The following is a 15,548-nucleotide window of genomic DNA, read 5'->3' as shown; positions in this document are numbered from 1 at the left end:
ACAAGAAATTATGAAAAAAATTATTTTTGCGTTAAATTTTTCTTTAACTGTCATGATGCCTGCATATGCATTAGATATTGGAGACATATCTTCTTTTATGTATAGCGATAGTTCCGTTATCAGTAAGGAGATAAAGAACTCTACAAATACAGGTCGTCTTATCAATATCAGAGTTGAGAGAATAACAAACCCTCTAGAAGGAGGTACAATCATTCCCATGGAGAGTAAAAATGAGCTTCTTTTGACGCCAGGAAGTTTATTGCTACCCGCTAATAGCAATGAGACCATTCGTTTTTTTTACAAAGGACCGACTGACGATAAAGAACGTTACTACCGAATTCTTTGGTCCGATCAATCGTTAAGCGAAGGCAAAAGAAGCAACGCAAAGCGCCATGCTGTTGCCACAGCATCAGCGCTTATTAGTTCAATATTGGTTGTTGCTCCTCGTAAAGCTAAATATGAATACAAATATTCCACAGGAAAAATCACCAACCCTGGAAATGCTACGTTACGTATTATCGCCTATGGCCCATGTTTAAAACCGACTGATGGTGAGTCTTGCAAAGAAAATTACTATCTTATGCCCGGTAAGTCGCGAACATTCACTCGAGTCAATGTTGCAGATAAGAATGGCCGTGTAGCTTTCTGGCAAGAGAATCATTTCGTTTCAGTTAAATAGTTTTGGGAGATTTTGTCTGTGCGCATTGTCGAGAATAAAACCCTCCAGGCTTGCGTTACTTATACCGTCATTTTCTTTGCTGGCATGAGTGAAGTTTACTCCTCTCCTCTTCAGAGTTTACATGTCGCCGGCATCATGGTTCCTGATGCTTTTAGGAAAGCATTACAAGATGGTATGAGTATCCCTTTATTCATTCATCTAAATGGGGTTTCTGGTACGCAAGATGATCAGCGTATCGGCACTGCTTCCATTTGGCTCGATGAAAATATGGTGAAAGTGCGCTTAATTGAGCTTGAAGATCAGAATGGCAATGCGTCGTTGAATGATCACACACGGTCAAAAATTAATAGTCTAAAAGATATTCCATTTAATGAAGAGTCTAAAATACCCATTACCGCTAATGCCTGGTTATACCTAAACTTCCAACAACTTACATTGCAAGTGATCGTCACTCAGCAAGCACTAAAAACCCTTTTCCGCCCTAAAATCGAGGATATCGGTGAATCAAGTGCAGAAGATCTTAGTAGTACAATTGCTTATAACTTTGGCATCTATAACAATAAAATGAAGGGGGGAGATATTAGTACTTCAAATTACCTTTCATTTGACTCAGTTACAGCCCTAAAAGAGCACCATTTAATGATGAATGGCACTGTGTATGGCCTGGGATCGAATTCCCAACAGGCTCAGATCTACCGTGCCATGTACGAACGTGACTTTTCAGGCTTCAGAGTTGCCGGTGGCATGCTAGACTCCTGGAACTTACAATCTCTTGGATCGGTCACTGCGCTTCCTTCTGGAAGAATTTATGGTTTCTCCTGGGGCAACCACGCGCAGTCAACGGTCTTCAATGATTCGCACTCCGTTATCCCCGTCATTGTTTTCCTGCCCTCTGCTGGCGAAGTTCACCTTTCTCGGGATGGTAAACTTCTCAGCGTACAGAACTTTAGCATGGGCAGTCATGAAGTTGACACCAGCGGACTCCCTTATGGCATTTACGATATCAAAGTCGATGTTATCGTTAATGGGCAACATATAAGCCAAAATATTCAGCGAGTTAACAAACTTTTTGCGCGGGGTAAATCAGCGGGAATGCCATTCCGTTGGCAATTTTGGGGAGGTAACATACATATGGAGCGATGGGAGAGTGGCGATAGGGAAATTCAGAAAGCTAAAAACAGTCTCCTGATAGGATTGTCCACTTCAGGCGGTCTTAATGCGTTAGCCTGGATGGCTTCAGCATATAACTACGACTCAGTCACTGTCGGAGAACTTCAGCTCTCATGGCCCATTACCGAAGCTTTACAAATCAGCATGCAAAATATGTTAGCTACCGATGGATCATGGAGTTCCATTAGTAGTCTAAATGCAACTTTGCCCGGAAAATTTAGTTCTGTCTGGTTAAGCCAGGAAAAAACGTCTATAGGGAATACCCTTCGGCGTAGCGATGCTACCAATATTGCAATTGGTGCATCATTAAATCTCAATACGCTTTGGTCACGGCTAGGTTCCTTCAGCGCAAGCTATAACAAAGATCGCCAACATAACAGTCATTATTATACGGCTGATTATACGCAGACCCTCTACAATGGGCAGTTCGGTTCATTAGGATTACGAGCAGGCTTGCAACGCTATCAGCATAGCAATAGTCGGCAAACAACCCGTATGCAAAAATATGTTGCTTTTGATTTTCTGCTTCCGCTCGGAAGCGCTTTTCGGGCCGGCATAACGCAGCAGAATGGCTATGCTATGGCAAACATCTCAGCTCAGAAGCAGTTCGATGAAGATGACACTATACAAGCCATCGGCGCCGATATTTCCAGAGGCATTTCTGGTAAAAACAGTAATAATAAAAACTTAAGCGCCACGGCATGGACAAAATATGAGAATCGCTTTTCAACCGGTACATTAAGTGTCAATAGCGGCCTTGATGGATACTTAAGCACAAATTTTACGGCTAACGGTAGTCTCGGCTGGCAAGGAAGTGAGATAGGTATGAGCGGCAGCACAGAGGGTAACGCTGGCGTGATATTACGTACTGATATTGAACATGATGGCCAACTCACTGCAAGAGTTAATGGTCGCCTTTTCCCACTACTAGGAAAACGTAACTATCTTCCTTTAGATCCTTACTCACGTTATGAAATTGAGATTCTTAATAGCAAAAAATCTGTCGATAGCTATAACATCGCAAACGGCAGAAAAGGTCAATTTACACTCTATCCGGGCAACGTTGTAACCATGGTGCCCGAAATTAAACAGATGGTAACCGTTTCGGGCCGGATACGCGCTGAGGACGGAACATTACTTGCCAATGCTCACATCAATAACCATATTGGAAGAACACGCACGGATAGTAATGGCGAGTTCGTAATGGATATTGATAAGAAATTCCCTACCGTTGATTTCAACTACGATGATAATAAACTTTGCGAAGCAAATTTGGATATAAGTAATGCGCGCGGCGCTGTTTGGGTAGGTGATATTATTTGCCAGGGGTTAAAAACGTTCGCTAGCACTATGGTTGATGGAGAGATAAATGAAGGTTAATTTATATTGGCTTTTAGCTTTTGTTTCTCTCTTCTTAACGGTTCATATTGTAGAAGCTGCCATGAACAAAACCGTCTTTTCCGATGCTCCTACTCGTGAATATGTTTTCGTAGAAAATAATAACAACGATAATTTTTTCGTTACTCCTACTGGTGCGCTCGATCCACGAATGACAGGTTCCAACCGTTGGACGGGCCTAAAATACAATGGTTCCGGAACCATTTACCAGCAGAGCCTTGGCTATATTGACAACGGCTATAATACGCTTTTATTGAGCAACCGTCGTTTCGATATGTGGCTTGAAAACGCGCCGACATCACATTTAATTACTGGGTTACGCTGCATTAACTGGTATAAAGGCTGCGATATGGCGACAAGCTTGATTTTGCCAGAAGCTACAGATGCAGCAGGATTTTATGGTGTCTCTGTCCCGTCAGGTGGTGCTAAATGGATGCATGGAATGATGAGCGATCAATTCTATCATTATCTTAATAATGCCTCCGTAGGGAGTAACTTTACCATGACCATTAATACTTGTACGACTGCAGAAAGTTACAGCGCTCATTTTGGTCAACGCTGTCGCAATATGGCCTCAGGTAACTGGTACGTTCGTAAAGTCTCTTATACAAAAGGCGCTCATCTCAAGTTTGAAAATACTAACGGGATTACGGAAGTTTTCATTAATAGTGATGGGGTTCCGACGCTCGGCGAAGGAAACTCAAGCTGTTACCCCCTGGTTATCGGAAAAATCTCTGGCCTTGCCTGTAAAATGCTTACCTATTCCCTGCGTGATAATGGGATGAGTAACTCAACAATAAAAGTTTTTCCATCAATAAACAAACCAGCTCTCGAATCAGTGATAAATGCTGAAGATATGCAATTTAGTCTCGATAGCAACACCTGGAAGACAGTAAGCAAAACGAGTCATTACTTTACTTTTAATGAACTGAAAGGAAAAAGAAGTGTTTACATTTTTCTTTCACAAAATTTTTTCAAACAAATGGTTAAACTAGGTATCAGTGACAGCAATACAAACGATCTTTTTAATTTCAGAATGCATAATGCCCTTGCACCTGAATCCGGTTGGTATGAATTTTCCACATCAAGCCAGCTTATTATTAAACCAAGGGATTTTAGTGTAAGCATAATTTCTAAAGATTATGTCCAAAATCCCTCTCGCACCGGAAAAATCGGTAGAAATAGTCCTTCACTGGACTTTGATTATATTGTAACGACAAATGGCAAGACCTCAGCTGATGAAGTGCTAATCAGCGTAACAGGACCAACACAAAAAATTTACGGGCGCTCATGGTGTATATTTAAATCTTTAGATAGCTTAACTCAGGTTCCTTTTCCAGCATCATTAACTTATAAAACCAGAAATGGGGTCAATAAAACCTATGATGTCGGCTGCGATGGGCTATGGCGTGATATGACAGATGCCTTTTGGTTAACAACACCCTGGTTTAGCTCAAATGGGGCTATGGGATTGATGAACAAATCAAACGTCCGCTTCTCCATTCCTATGAACGATGAGCGCTCTTTGTATACATTAAATCATTCAACGTGGTTCGGGGATGTTAGCGCATCGGGAGAAATTAGAATTAAGGCGACCTGGCGGAATGTTAATTAAAAGAGTTATAAATTACGTTTGCTTGCTTTTTTGGCTTGCTCCATTTTTTGCGAATGCTATTTATGTTGGTAATCAAACCTTTTCGATTGATGCTGGAAGCAATATGTTCGCAAAATTGGTGATAAATAATAATAAATCCGCTCGTCTCTATCGTATAACTATCAGGGCAATCGACAGTCCAGGTATATCTGAAGTTTATTCTCAACCTGCTGACGGGGAGCTATTGTTCGCACCTCGACAAATGATGCTGCAACCAGGAGAGAGCGATTTCTTCAAGTTTTATTACCATGGCCCTGCAGATGATAAAGAACGTTACTACCGTGTTGCATTCGAAGAGATCCCGCCTCAGAACAAAATATCAAAGAACGCTAATGACAGTATTATAAGTATGGCACCGATCATAGTGATGGACACCATTCTTGTAGTGAGACCTCGTAAGATAAATTTCAAATGGTCTCTGAACCACTCCACAGGAGAGGTTGCTAACAATGGAAATACATGGTTTAAGGCGCTATTAAAACCCGGATGCGGAGCAAACGAAGATGCCAGTACGACATGGTATCTTCGGCCCGGTGAATCACTCCACAGTGGCCATGTAAAACAGGCGGGTGAAATATTCATACTCTATAACGATGCTTTTATAAAAATATATGATGAATGCACCTGAATCATAACTGATTTTTATATTTCATGTGGTTATTGTTTATACAACCATACCGATATAATCAGATAGATGGTGAGTTTTACTACGAATTCACTCCAGCATTAGTCACGTTAAACTCTCATATAAGAAAATTGATGATTTGAGATCTTAAAGCCGTCTAATCAATATTCATTTAAGTCATAAAAAATCATGGAAATTGCGCTCCCATCATGTTGAAATTACCGGATGGAGTAATGGCTGTTTTAAATATGGAATGTTGATAAGGAACTCAGCTCTGGCTGCGTTGATAGGCATATGCACTGGATTATAAACGAATATATTGAATTCAGGCCCGTTTTAAAGAAATTAACCTCCCTTAAAAACCCTGAAGTAAGTGTGATCTTAACCACACCAGCAAGTCGGTGTCTTCTGTTATTACTTGAAGCCTCTCCCGATATTGTCTTACAGCAAGATTTTTTCAAGAAAGTATGGGAAGAGGAAGGTATGTTGGTTCCCGCTAATACTCTCTATCAGAACATTTCTATTGTCCGCCGCGGGTTGCGTGCAGTGGGCGATACGGATCAAAAACTCATCGCCACCATCCCTCGTAAAGGCTTTCAAATTGACGATGGCGTCAGGATCCTTAAACAGGAAGATATTGTAAAAGCGGATAACACGATTGAGCTTCCTGCTATTGACGTCCCGAGCTCAGACCTGCCTGAAAAGAGCGCAGTTCCAGAGGATGAGGATGCCTCACCCGAGCCTGTATTAACACCGACTTTCCAACCATTACCTGGTGAAGATGAGAATAGAATTAAGAAATTGCTTTTGCCTCTTCTGCTTATTCTTATCTCTTTTGTTACTGGCTTTATTGTCACAAGCTTCATTTGGTACAGACATGTTGAACCCGCCTTCTTCAACACTTATACGCTTACAGAAACTGATAACGGTTGTCATCTTCACACCAGGAATGACATTCATGATAACAATAATCCTTATTCAAAATATAAATCCTTAATTCTGAATACGGGCTTAAGTTGCAAAAGTTATCCCTGGGTCTACTTTCCTCTTTCCGTGACCTCCCCTACTTTGACTGCGTTAGCTTGTAAGAATAAATATACAACGGAATCTTCGCCAGGATGTATCTCTCTTCATATTACCGGAATCAACCGTGATGACTAAAAAGAGGGTTAGCTTATTAATAATTTGTCTGTTGGCAGGTCTCGGATTCGGCTATTTGTACCTCATGGTAACGACACACTTCCGCGCTGCGGAAACCTGCACGGCGGTTGTGGTTGTGTTTAACAAGGACGCACAAGCTAATTTGACACTGGACTTTATGTACAACAGACGGACCCTAAGCGGTATCGTCTCTGTTAGCGGGCGTTACCGTGATCCCAACCACACAGAGGGTACAATAAGAAGGGATGTCGCTTATACATGGGTTGAGAACAAAAATACTTTTCACCTTTTATCAACCAATATTAATAAGGTCGATAATGTTGAAAGTTTACCTGAGGATGTCATCGCTACTGTCCTGCCGGCGTTCTATGTTTACCCTAACAGACGGGTAAATTATGCAATTCAACCGCAAGGGAGTAGCAGCTTCCTGTTCAGTGTCGGTAAACGCCCTTTGTTTGTCTGTACCAGGTGATGAACGTTCAGAAAAGGCAGTAGAGGTGTAAGTCGGCTATTTGATAGTTTTTAGCGGCGTATAAACACGGTTTTACTTTCGAAGCAAAAAACAAGGGGTTACCTTTCGGTAACCCCTTATCAGATATGGCGGAAGCGCAGAGATTCGAACTCTGGAACCCTTTCGGGTCGCCGGTTTTCAAGACCGGTGCCTTCAACCGCTCGGCCACACTTCCGGTGTGAGGCGCACTATAAACATCCCTGCCCTTCATGTAAAGCGTGACAATGTTCGTTTGCGTGAAAAACAACCAAAAACAGGTTAATCGCTTTAAACATCAACACAGTGCTCAATAAAGAAGCGGATAAGGACAGCGTTTTAATGTTTTTTGATGTACATATCTTGCGTGAGATAGTAACCCAGCGGATCGGGATTGAAACCACCCACCCATGGTTTCACCAAATGCGTACGGACATAGTGATAAACCGGGATTGCTGGTACATCACGCGCCAGAAGATCTTCTGCTTGCTGATAATATTTTCCTCGCTCAGCAATATCTTTCGCCTTCGCTGCATTATCCAACGCCTCGTCATAGGCTGAATTGCTGTACTTACTGGTATTCTCACTACTTCCGGTACGGAAGTTGTTCAGGAAGGTCGCTGCATCATCGTAATCCGCGATCCATGCATAGCGCACTGCGTCAAAATTGCCGGTATGCATCGTATCCAGCATTGTTTTCCATTCCTGATTCTGCAGCTTTGCCTCTACACCAAGATTTTTTTTCCACATTGAACTCGCAGCAATGGCAATCCGTTGATGTGTCTCCATCGTGTTGTAGAGAAGGTTAAATCTTAGGGGGTGCGCTTCATTGAAGCCCGCCTCGTTTAACAATTTCTTCGCCTCTGCAAGGCGTTTTTCACGCGGCCATGTTGAATAATCTGGCGGAGATAACTTCACTCCGCCGATTTCTGGCTGGCTGATGACCCATGCCGGCCTTTGACCCTGCGCCATCACTTTGTCAGCAATAATATCTTTATCTAACCCCATATTGAGCGCGCGGCGCAGACGCGGATCGTTGAAGGGGGGTTTAGTGGTATTGAACTCGTAATAGTAGGTTGCCAGTTGAGGCTCAACGCTGACCTGCTCGCCAAATGTTTTACGTAGCTGGGCAAACTGATTCACAGGAATTGTGTAGGTAATATCAATTTCCCCGGCCTTAAAGCGGTTTACATCTGCAGTTTCCGCGCTGATAGGCAGATAGGTGACTTTATTGATCACTGTCGCCTTATTGTTCCAGTAGCGCGTGTTACGTTCCGCCACGATGCGCTCATTGACCACCCAACCGGTCACTTTATACGCTCCGCTGGTGACGATATGTTCTGGTTTTGTCCACTTATCACCGAAGCGGTTAACCAGTACTGGATCGATCGGAACCATTGAGGGGTGAGCCAACATAGATAAAAAAGAGGCTGTCGGTTGAGTCAGGGTAACCTCAAGGGTCGAGTCATCCACTGCTTTTACACCCAGTGAATCAACTGGTTTTTTACCTTGTGCGATATCTTCTGCATTGAGGATATGCATATTGCCCGGATAGCTGGCGTAAGGAGAGGCCGTTTTCGGATCAACAAGACGCTGCCAACTCCAGACCACATCCTTAGCTGTAATTGCCGTACCATCTGACCAGGTGATCCCCGGGCGTAAATGAAACGTCCAGACAGTATTATTTTTGTTTTCCCATTTTTCGGCTAAAAGCGGCTCAATAGAACCATCCTTTTTGACTGCCAGCAGCCCATCGAACATATCGCGAATAATATTGAACTCGATGTCACTCTCAACTTTATGCGGGTCCAACGATGCTGGCTCGCTGCCATTATTGCGCACCAATTCCTGTTTTGCCGCCAGTTCAACACCTGCGGGTACGCTTGCCGCATAGGCCTGGGTCGTTGCGCACATCATCCCAACTGCCAATAAAACGTGAGTTATGTTGTTTAGTGTTTGTGGTTTCATATCCATTTCGCCTTTGAAATTTGTTATATACCGACGCCTTTACACTCTTAACGTGCTAAAGATTAGACGGCAAAACATTTCGAGCGATATAAGAGATAAATATGGCTCTGCATCACATTTGTTCCCAGAATCTTCTGGTCACCTTTTTTATCGATAAAACAGGCATCAGCAGCCGCTGCGATGAGTAAAGATGGGTAAAACGTCTTTTACAGCACGCAAGACTTTCCTAGACTCCACTTCTAATTACATCTGTCATAAGAGAGTGGCTTATGGATCGTCTAATTACTTCTTCGCGTGACCGCACATCCCTGCTGAGTACGCACAAAGTTCTTCGTAATACCTATTTTCTGCTCAGTCTGACACTGGCTTTTTCTGCGATTACCGCAACAGCAAGCACCGTTCTGATGCTCCCTTCACCGGGTCTTATTCTGACTCTGGTGGGTATGTATGGTTTGATGTTCTTAACCTATAAACTGGCGAATAAGCCAAGCGGTATTCTGGCAGCATTTGCTTTTACCGGCTTCCTTGGGTACATCCTCGGCCCAATGCTGAACGCGTATTTGTCTGCCGGGATGGGTGACGTCATTGCGCTGGCGCTTGGCGGTACCGCACTGGTATTTTTCTGCTGCTCAGCCTATGTGCTGACTACACGCAAGGATATGTCTTTCCTGGGCGGTATGCTGATGGCCGGTATCGTGGTTGTGCTAATCGGTATGGTTGCGAATATTTTCCTTCAGCTTCCTGCCCTGCATCTGGCAATCAGCGCAGTATTTATTCTGATCTCTACCGGTGCGATTTTGTATGAAACCAGCAATATTATTCATGGTGGCGAAACGAATTATATCCGTGCGACCGTGAGTCTCTATGTTTCGCTCTACAACATCTTTGTCAGCCTGCTGAGCATTCTCGGTTTCGCCAGCAGAGACTAACGCCAATCCCTTCTCCATCAGGCCCCGCTTATGCGGGGCTTTGTTTTTTGTTACACTCCCGCCGTCATAAACAGCCGTTGTGGAAACTATGTTGATCTTTGAAGGTAAAGAAATCGAAACAGATAGCGAAGGTTATTTAAAAGAGACTTCGCTGTGGAGCGAGGCTCTGGCAGAGGCGATCGCAGAGAAAGAGAGTATTTCTCTCTCCCCTGAACATTGGGAAGTGGTGCGTTTCGTGCGTGGCTTTTATCTGGAGTTCAATACTTCACCTGCGATTCGCATGCTGGTAAAGGCAATGGCCAATAAATATGGCGAAGAGAAAGGCAACAGCCGCTATCTCTATCGCCTCTTTCCAAAAGGACCGGCTAAACAGGCCACGAAAATTGCAGGCCTCCCTAAACCGGTTAAGTGCATTTAGTAGCGGATCCCAAAATCGCTCCACGCTTTGTCGGGTTGATGAGGCTCGGTCAAAACCTTATCAACCCGCGCACTACGCGGCCCACCCGCTTTTAACCACTCAATCAGTTTGTTGACATTCTCAGCCTCACCGCAGGCAACCACCTCAACACTGCCATCATCCAGATTTCGCGCATATCCGACTAATCCCAGACGCTGCGCTTCGTGTTGTGTGGTGTAGCGAAATCCAACACCTTGTACGCTGCCGTGTACCCAGGCGATTGTGCAAACTTGAGCCATATCTTATCTCCATCAATGCGGGCGCGTTGCATTTACCCGGCGAACCCGTGACAATAGCGCCCATTTTCTTCAGCCGACAGAATAGCCAAATATGAGTGTACGTTTAGTGTTAGCCAAAGGACGCGAGAAGTCATTGTTGCGTCGTCATCCCTGGGTGTTTTCCGGCGCCGTAGCGCGAATGGAAGGCAAAGCCAGCCTCGGAGAAACCGTGGATATCGTCGATCATCAGGGTAAATGGCTGGCCCGCGGAGCGCTCTCTCCCGCTTCACAAATCCGCGCGCGCGTCTGGACATTTGATAAAGACGAAAGCGTTGATATCGACTTCTTTATCCGCCGTTTACAGCAAGCGCAGCAGTGGCGTAACTGGCTCGCCGGGCGTGATGGTCTGGACAGCTATCGTCTGATCGCGGGCGAGTCTGACGGCTTACCCGGTGTAACGATTGACCGTTTCGGCAATTTTTTGGTGCTGCAACTTTTGAGCGCCGGAGCGGAATATCAGCGTCCGGCACTCCTTTCTGCACTACGAACGCTCTATCCGGAATGCGCTATTTACGATCGCAGTGATGTCGCGGTGCGAAAAAAAGAGGGACTGGAGTTAACACAAGGCCCGGTGTCAGGCGAGCTTCCTCCGCCGCTGCTGCCTATCGAAGAGAACGGCATGAAGCTGTTTGTTGATATTCAGGGTGGGCATAAGACAGGTTATTACCTTGACCAACGCGACAGCCGACTGGCGACACGTCGCTATGTAGCTGACAAACGCGTACTTAACTGCTTCTCTTACACTGGCGGCTTTGCCGTCTCCGCACTGATGGGCGGCTGTCGTGAGGTCGTGAGCGTCGATACCTCTCAGGAAGCGCTGGACGTTGCGAAGCAGAACATTACCCTGAATAAGCTCGATCTGAGCAAAGCGGAGTTTGTACGCGATGATGTGTTCAAACTGCTGCGTAAATATCGCGATCAGGGCGAAACCTTCGATGTGATAGTGATGGATCCGCCAAAATTCGTTGAAAACAAAAGCCAGCTAATGGGTGCGTGCCGCGGCTACAAAGATATCAACATGCTGGCTATTCAGTTGCTCAATCCCGGCGGCGTGCTGCTGACCTTCTCCTGCTCAGGTTTGATGACCACCGATTTATTTCAAAAAATCATCGCTGATGCCGCCTTAGATGCCGGGCGTGATATACAATTTATAGACCAGTTCCGTCAGGCCGCCGATCACCCGGTGATCGCAACCTACCCGGAAGGGCTTTATCTGAAAGGGTTTGCCTGTCGCGTCATGTAAGTTGAAATCTGGAGCCGTGCCCCCATATTTGGGGTTATCAAAGGTTCCCGGGAGGTGACAATGATAGCCAGCAAATTCGGTATCGGTCAGCAGGTTCGCCACTCACTGCTGGGGTATCTTGGCGTAGTGGTCGACATCGACCCAGAGTACTCGCTTGATGAGCCGTCAGCAGATGAGCTGGCAGTCAATGACGAGTTACGCATACTGCCCTGGTACCACGTAGTGATGGAAGATGACGACGGTCAACCTGTTCACACTTATCTGGCCGAAGCGCAGCTCACCAGCGAAATAACGGATGAGCACCCCGAACAGCCCTCAATGGATGAACTGGCGCGGACCATTCGGCGCCAGCTGCAGGCTCCAAGACTGCGAAACTGATCGTACCCCGCAACCAGCGGGGTATTTTTTTATTTCGCCAAACCCAGGCGCGGGATTTCAATCGCCGGGCAGCGATCCATCACTACGTTCAACCCCGCTTCCTGTGCCAGCACAGCAGCCTGTTCGTTAATCACGCCCAGTTGCATCCATAACGTTTTCGCCCCCACGGCTATCGCCTCTTGCGCGACGTCCCATGCGGCCTCGGAGTTGCGGAACACATCCACCATATCAATTTTCTCTGGCACTTCTGCCAGCGTCGCATACCCCTGCTGACCCAATAGCGTCGTTCCCGCCACTTTTGGTGAGACTGGGATCACATGATAGCCCTGATCTAACAGGTACTTCATGACGCGGTAGCTGGGACGATCGGGTTTGTCGCTTGCGCCAACCAGAGCGATGGTGTGCGTAGCGCGTAAAATCTCGGCAATATCGTTCTCTTTCATCATTTCCTCCGCTTGATTTCACAAAGTGTAAATCAATCGGGGTAACTCAACCATTTTCTGTTTTTTTTATGCGCTTCTCTTGCAGCATCAAGTGCTTCCAGTAATCTGTAGCAAACATCACTGACGGAAATAGATCATGGAATCAACCACTCGCACGCTACCCGTACGCAAGAATATCGCCCTTGTCGCGCACGATCACTGCAAGCAGTTGTTAATGAAATGGGTTGAGCGGCACCAGCCCGTGCTGGCAGCACATCAACTGTATGCAACCGGCACTACCGGTAATTTGATTCAACGCGCAACTGGGCTGGAAGTGAATGCTATGCTGAGCGGCCCGATGGGGGGCGATCAGCAGGTCGGCGCGCTCATCTCGGAAGGTAAAATCGACATACTCATTTTCTTCTGGGATCCGCTAAATGCCGTCCCTCACGATCCTGATGTAAAAGCCCTGCTTCGCCTGGCAACGGTATGGAATATTCCTGTGGCAACCAACCTTTCAACCGCCGATTTTATTATCGAATCCCCGCAATTTAATCACAGCGTTGATATTTTGATTCCAGATTATCAGCGCTATCTGGCTGAGCGGTTAAAGTAACTTCAGGCGGCACCGCCGCCTGAGTTCAGGGCTTTCTGGCAACGGGCACATCCAGCGATTTGAGTATTTCAACAAAGCGTGAAGGTTCATCCTTGTTGAACAGCAACCAAACGCGCTTACGTGCTCGCGTCAGTGCAACATAGAGCAGACGACGCTCCTCCGCGTCAGGAAACTCCTCCTCCTCAGGCAAAAGCGCCTGTTCCATAATCGATTCCCGCGCTGGCGCAGGAAACCCATCTTGCCCCTCTTTTAGGCCAACAATAATGACATAGTCGGCCTGCTGCCCTTTACTGGCATGAACCGTCATAAAATCCAGCTGCAGTTTCGGCCATCGCGTTGCCGCTTTGTCCAGGCTTTTTGGCCTGGCGTGATGATAACGGGCCAATACCAGGATGCGCTCCTCAGGCTTCGCGAAACCGCTTAGCTTATCAAGCAGCGCATCGAGTTGATCTTCTGCCAGCAGCGTTACGGATTTTTTATCACCTGCCAGCAAGCTGTTAAGCGGCTTGGCAAGCTGCGAGGGGTTTTGCTGAATAAAGCGGTTCGCCACTTCACCGATGCGTGAATTAAAGCGATAAGTTGTATCAAGGGCGCAGAGATCGCCTTCACCAAAATAGTGATGAAAAGCGGTGGTAAGCGAAAGTTGCGCGCCGCTGAAGCGGTATATGGCCTGCCAGTCATCACCGACCGCAAAAAGTGTTGTTTGCGTATTCTGTTTGCGTAACGCCGCCAGTAGCGCAGCGCGCTGGGGTGAAATGTCCTGGAACTCATCCACCAGAATATGCTTCCACGGGCTGATAAAGCGCCCTTTTTCCAGCACGTTGATGGCCTGATGAATAAGCCCCGAAAAGTCGACGGCGTTCTCTTCCTTAAGCGCGCTCTTCCATGCTTTCAGCAATGGCGCCATCAATTTGATGCGTTTGGCAAAGAGATCGCGTATCTCATCCGGTGCGCTGGCAATCATTTCTGCCTGAGCACCGCCATGCATGCGCATCAAACTTATCCAGCGATCCAAACGTGGTGCAACGCGCCGCTGCAACGCCTCGTCATCCCAATAATTCCCTTCAGGAAGGTGCCAACTCAGCTCCTCTTCCAGCCACTGACGCCACCCTTTTGCCTGCGCTTTTTTCTCGCTGCACTGCTGCACCCAGGTTTGGGTTAACAGCGTCAGACGTGCGGCAGTATTGTTTTCCAGCTCGCTTAATGCAGGCACTTTCTTGCTGCCTTGCTGAATGATGTACAGCGCCAGCGCATGAAAAGTCCGCGCAGTGATCTCATCGGTATGCAGCCGCTCGCGAATACGCTCATCCATCTCCTGCGCTGCTTTACGGCCAAAGGCGAGCAGAAGAATTTGATCGGCAGAGGCCTCACCGCGTGTCAGTAGCCAACCGGCACGCGCCACCAGCACGGAAGTTTTACCGCTGCCAGCGCCAGCCAATACCAGAAGAGAGTGCTCACCATTGACCACTGCCCTCGCTTGCGCCGGATTTAGAGGCGAGCTTTCAACTTGTTCAAAAAAGGTCGCATACTGCTTCAGCATCGATTCGGTAAAGGCTTGATTATGCTCTGCCCGACGCCCTTCAACATCCTGTAGCCATACATGGCACTGTTGCCAGAGCGTGCGACAATTATCAAACTCCGACAGGCGACTGGTGGGTATCGGAAGCGCAGCGAAAGCCTCCTGCAACTGACGCTGTACGCCGGTCAACTGGTTACGCGTCAACCATCTGGACGGCTCGATACGTTCAGAGATAAGCGCTAACTGACCCGACAGGAGTTCAGCTGCCACCTCGCTCATCTCCGCGCTCCAGCTGCGCCAGCGCTCATTCAAAAGGTGGTAAAAACGCTGCGTGTCACTCCACTCGGTGCCATGCAAGCGCACCACTTTGTTATCAGCCAGCTGAAACTCCATCTCTCCCCAAACCATGCCCCGCTTACACTCAATCGCCAACAATTGATTAAAGGGAATGAGGTATTCATGGCGGTCGCCCGCTACTTTTATACCTGCATGCAGGATGGTCGCGCGATCGTACGGGTGCTGTGCCAGGCGTTTTCCCAGGGAAGTCGCTTTCAGTTCCATCTC

The 15,548-nt window shown here is 46.7% G+C and carries 15 protein-coding genes and 1 tRNA gene; 11 read left to right on the top strand and 5 right to left on the bottom strand.

The features are described 5' to 3' along the window. The first annotated feature begins 10 nt into the window (after positions 1 to 10). The 6 genes from BWI95_RS13735 to BWI95_RS13710 all read left to right on the top strand — a co-directional run bounded on the left by BWI95_RS13735 (position 11) and on the right by BWI95_RS13710 (position 7,159). Positions 11 to 679 carry an EcpB family pilus assembly chaperone gene (locus BWI95_RS13735; protein WP_076769652.1) on the top strand — a complete coding sequence of 223 codons (669 nt, stop codon included), beginning with the start codon at positions 11 to 13 and terminating at the stop codon, positions 677 to 679. Between the two features lie 18 nt (positions 680 to 697). Continuing rightward, positions 698 to 3,229, top strand: coding sequence for a CS1-pili formation C-terminal domain-containing protein (locus BWI95_RS13730; RefSeq protein WP_232374361.1), 2,532 nt, complete (start codon positions 698 to 700; stop codon positions 3,227 to 3,229). Next, positions 3,219 to 4,862, top strand: a complete 1,644-nt coding sequence (ecpD, locus tag BWI95_RS13725) for a fimbrial adhesin EcpD (protein WP_076769650.1) — start codon at positions 3,219 to 3,221, stop codon at positions 4,860 to 4,862. Before BWI95_RS13730 ends, ecpD begins: the two co-directional genes overlap by 11 nt. Further along, a complete protein-coding gene (locus tag BWI95_RS13720) occupies positions 4,852 to 5,529 on the top strand; it encodes a fimbria/pilus periplasmic chaperone (protein WP_232374359.1) in 678 nt (225 codons plus the stop codon). Before ecpD ends, BWI95_RS13720 begins: the two co-directional genes overlap by 11 nt. Before the next feature lie 291 nt (positions 5,530 to 5,820). Further along, positions 5,821 to 6,687, top strand: coding sequence for a transcriptional regulator (locus BWI95_RS13715; protein WP_054803118.1), 867 nt, complete (start codon positions 5,821 to 5,823; stop codon positions 6,685 to 6,687). After that, entirely contained in the window at positions 6,680 to 7,159 is a 480-nt protein-coding gene (locus BWI95_RS13710; RefSeq protein WP_054803150.1) for a hypothetical protein, read from the top strand. Before BWI95_RS13715 ends, BWI95_RS13710 begins: the two co-directional genes overlap by 8 nt. A 126-nt stretch (positions 7,160 to 7,285) precedes the next feature. On the opposite strand, the gene BWI95_RS13705 is transcribed toward BWI95_RS13710, so the two are convergent. Both BWI95_RS13705 and BWI95_RS13700 read right to left on the bottom strand, forming a co-directional pair. Continuing rightward, positions 7,286 to 7,373, bottom strand: a tRNA-Ser gene (locus tag BWI95_RS13705). Between the two features lie 140 nt (positions 7,374 to 7,513). Continuing rightward, a complete protein-coding gene (locus tag BWI95_RS13700) occupies positions 7,514 to 9,142 on the bottom strand; it encodes an ABC transporter substrate-binding protein (RefSeq protein WP_076770316.1) in 1,629 nt (542 codons plus the stop codon). A 269-nt stretch (positions 9,143 to 9,411) separates the two neighbouring features. Here BWI95_RS13700 and yccA point away from each other — a divergent pair, with 269 nt between their 5' ends. Further along, positions 9,412 to 10,071, top strand: coding sequence for an FtsH protease modulator YccA (yccA, locus tag BWI95_RS13695; protein ID WP_054803117.1), 660 nt, complete (start codon positions 9,412 to 9,414; stop codon positions 10,069 to 10,071). Positions 10,072 to 10,159: 88 nt separating this feature from the next. Further along, a complete protein-coding gene (gene tusE / locus BWI95_RS13690) occupies positions 10,160 to 10,489 on the top strand; it encodes a sulfurtransferase TusE (RefSeq protein ID WP_054803116.1) in 330 nt (109 codons plus the stop codon). On the opposite strand, the gene yccX is transcribed toward tusE, so the two are convergent. Further along, a complete protein-coding gene (gene yccX / locus BWI95_RS13685; protein ID WP_076769648.1) occupies positions 10,486 to 10,767 on the bottom strand; it encodes an acylphosphatase in 282 nt (93 codons plus the stop codon). The genes tusE and yccX overlap by 4 nt on opposite strands. Before the next feature lie 91 nt (positions 10,768 to 10,858). Between yccX and rlmI the strand changes: the two genes are divergently transcribed. Then, positions 10,859 to 12,049, top strand: a complete 1,191-nt coding sequence (gene rlmI / locus BWI95_RS13680; protein WP_076769647.1) for a 23S rRNA (cytosine(1962)-C(5))-methyltransferase RlmI — start codon at positions 10,859 to 10,861, stop codon at positions 12,047 to 12,049. A 60-nt stretch (positions 12,050 to 12,109) separates the two neighbouring features. Next, on the top strand, positions 12,110 to 12,427 hold the full coding sequence (gene hspQ, locus BWI95_RS13675) for a heat shock protein HspQ (protein WP_023481608.1): 318 nt from the start codon (positions 12,110 to 12,112) through the stop codon (positions 12,425 to 12,427). Between the two features lie 29 nt (positions 12,428 to 12,456). Here hspQ and BWI95_RS13670 read toward each other — a convergent pair whose 3' ends face one another. Next, positions 12,457 to 12,870, bottom strand: coding sequence for a CoA-binding protein (locus BWI95_RS13670; protein WP_023481329.1), 414 nt, complete (start codon positions 12,868 to 12,870; stop codon positions 12,457 to 12,459). Positions 12,871 to 13,006: 136 nt separating this feature from the next. Here BWI95_RS13670 and mgsA point away from each other — a divergent pair, with 136 nt between their 5' ends. Continuing rightward, complete coding sequence (gene mgsA / locus BWI95_RS13665) at positions 13,007 to 13,465, top strand: methylglyoxal synthase (RefSeq protein ID WP_054803115.1); 459 nt, start codon at positions 13,007 to 13,009, stop codon at positions 13,463 to 13,465. Positions 13,466 to 13,490: 25 nt separating this feature from the next. Here mgsA and helD read toward each other — a convergent pair whose 3' ends face one another. Continuing rightward, positions 13,491 to 15,545 carry a DNA helicase IV gene (gene helD / locus BWI95_RS13660; protein ID WP_076769646.1) on the bottom strand — a complete coding sequence of 685 codons (2,055 nt, stop codon included), beginning with the start codon at positions 15,543 to 15,545 and terminating at the stop codon, positions 13,491 to 13,493. Positions 15,546 to 15,548: the final 3 nt, after the last annotated feature.

The sequence above is a fragment of the Kosakonia cowanii JCM 10956 = DSM 18146 genome, assembly GCF_001975225.1.
Classification (GTDB): domain Bacteria; phylum Pseudomonadota; class Gammaproteobacteria; order Enterobacterales; family Enterobacteriaceae; genus Kosakonia; species Kosakonia cowanii.
Note: the sequence above shows the minus strand (reverse complement) of the source record. Positions and strands in the feature narration are given on the sequence as shown.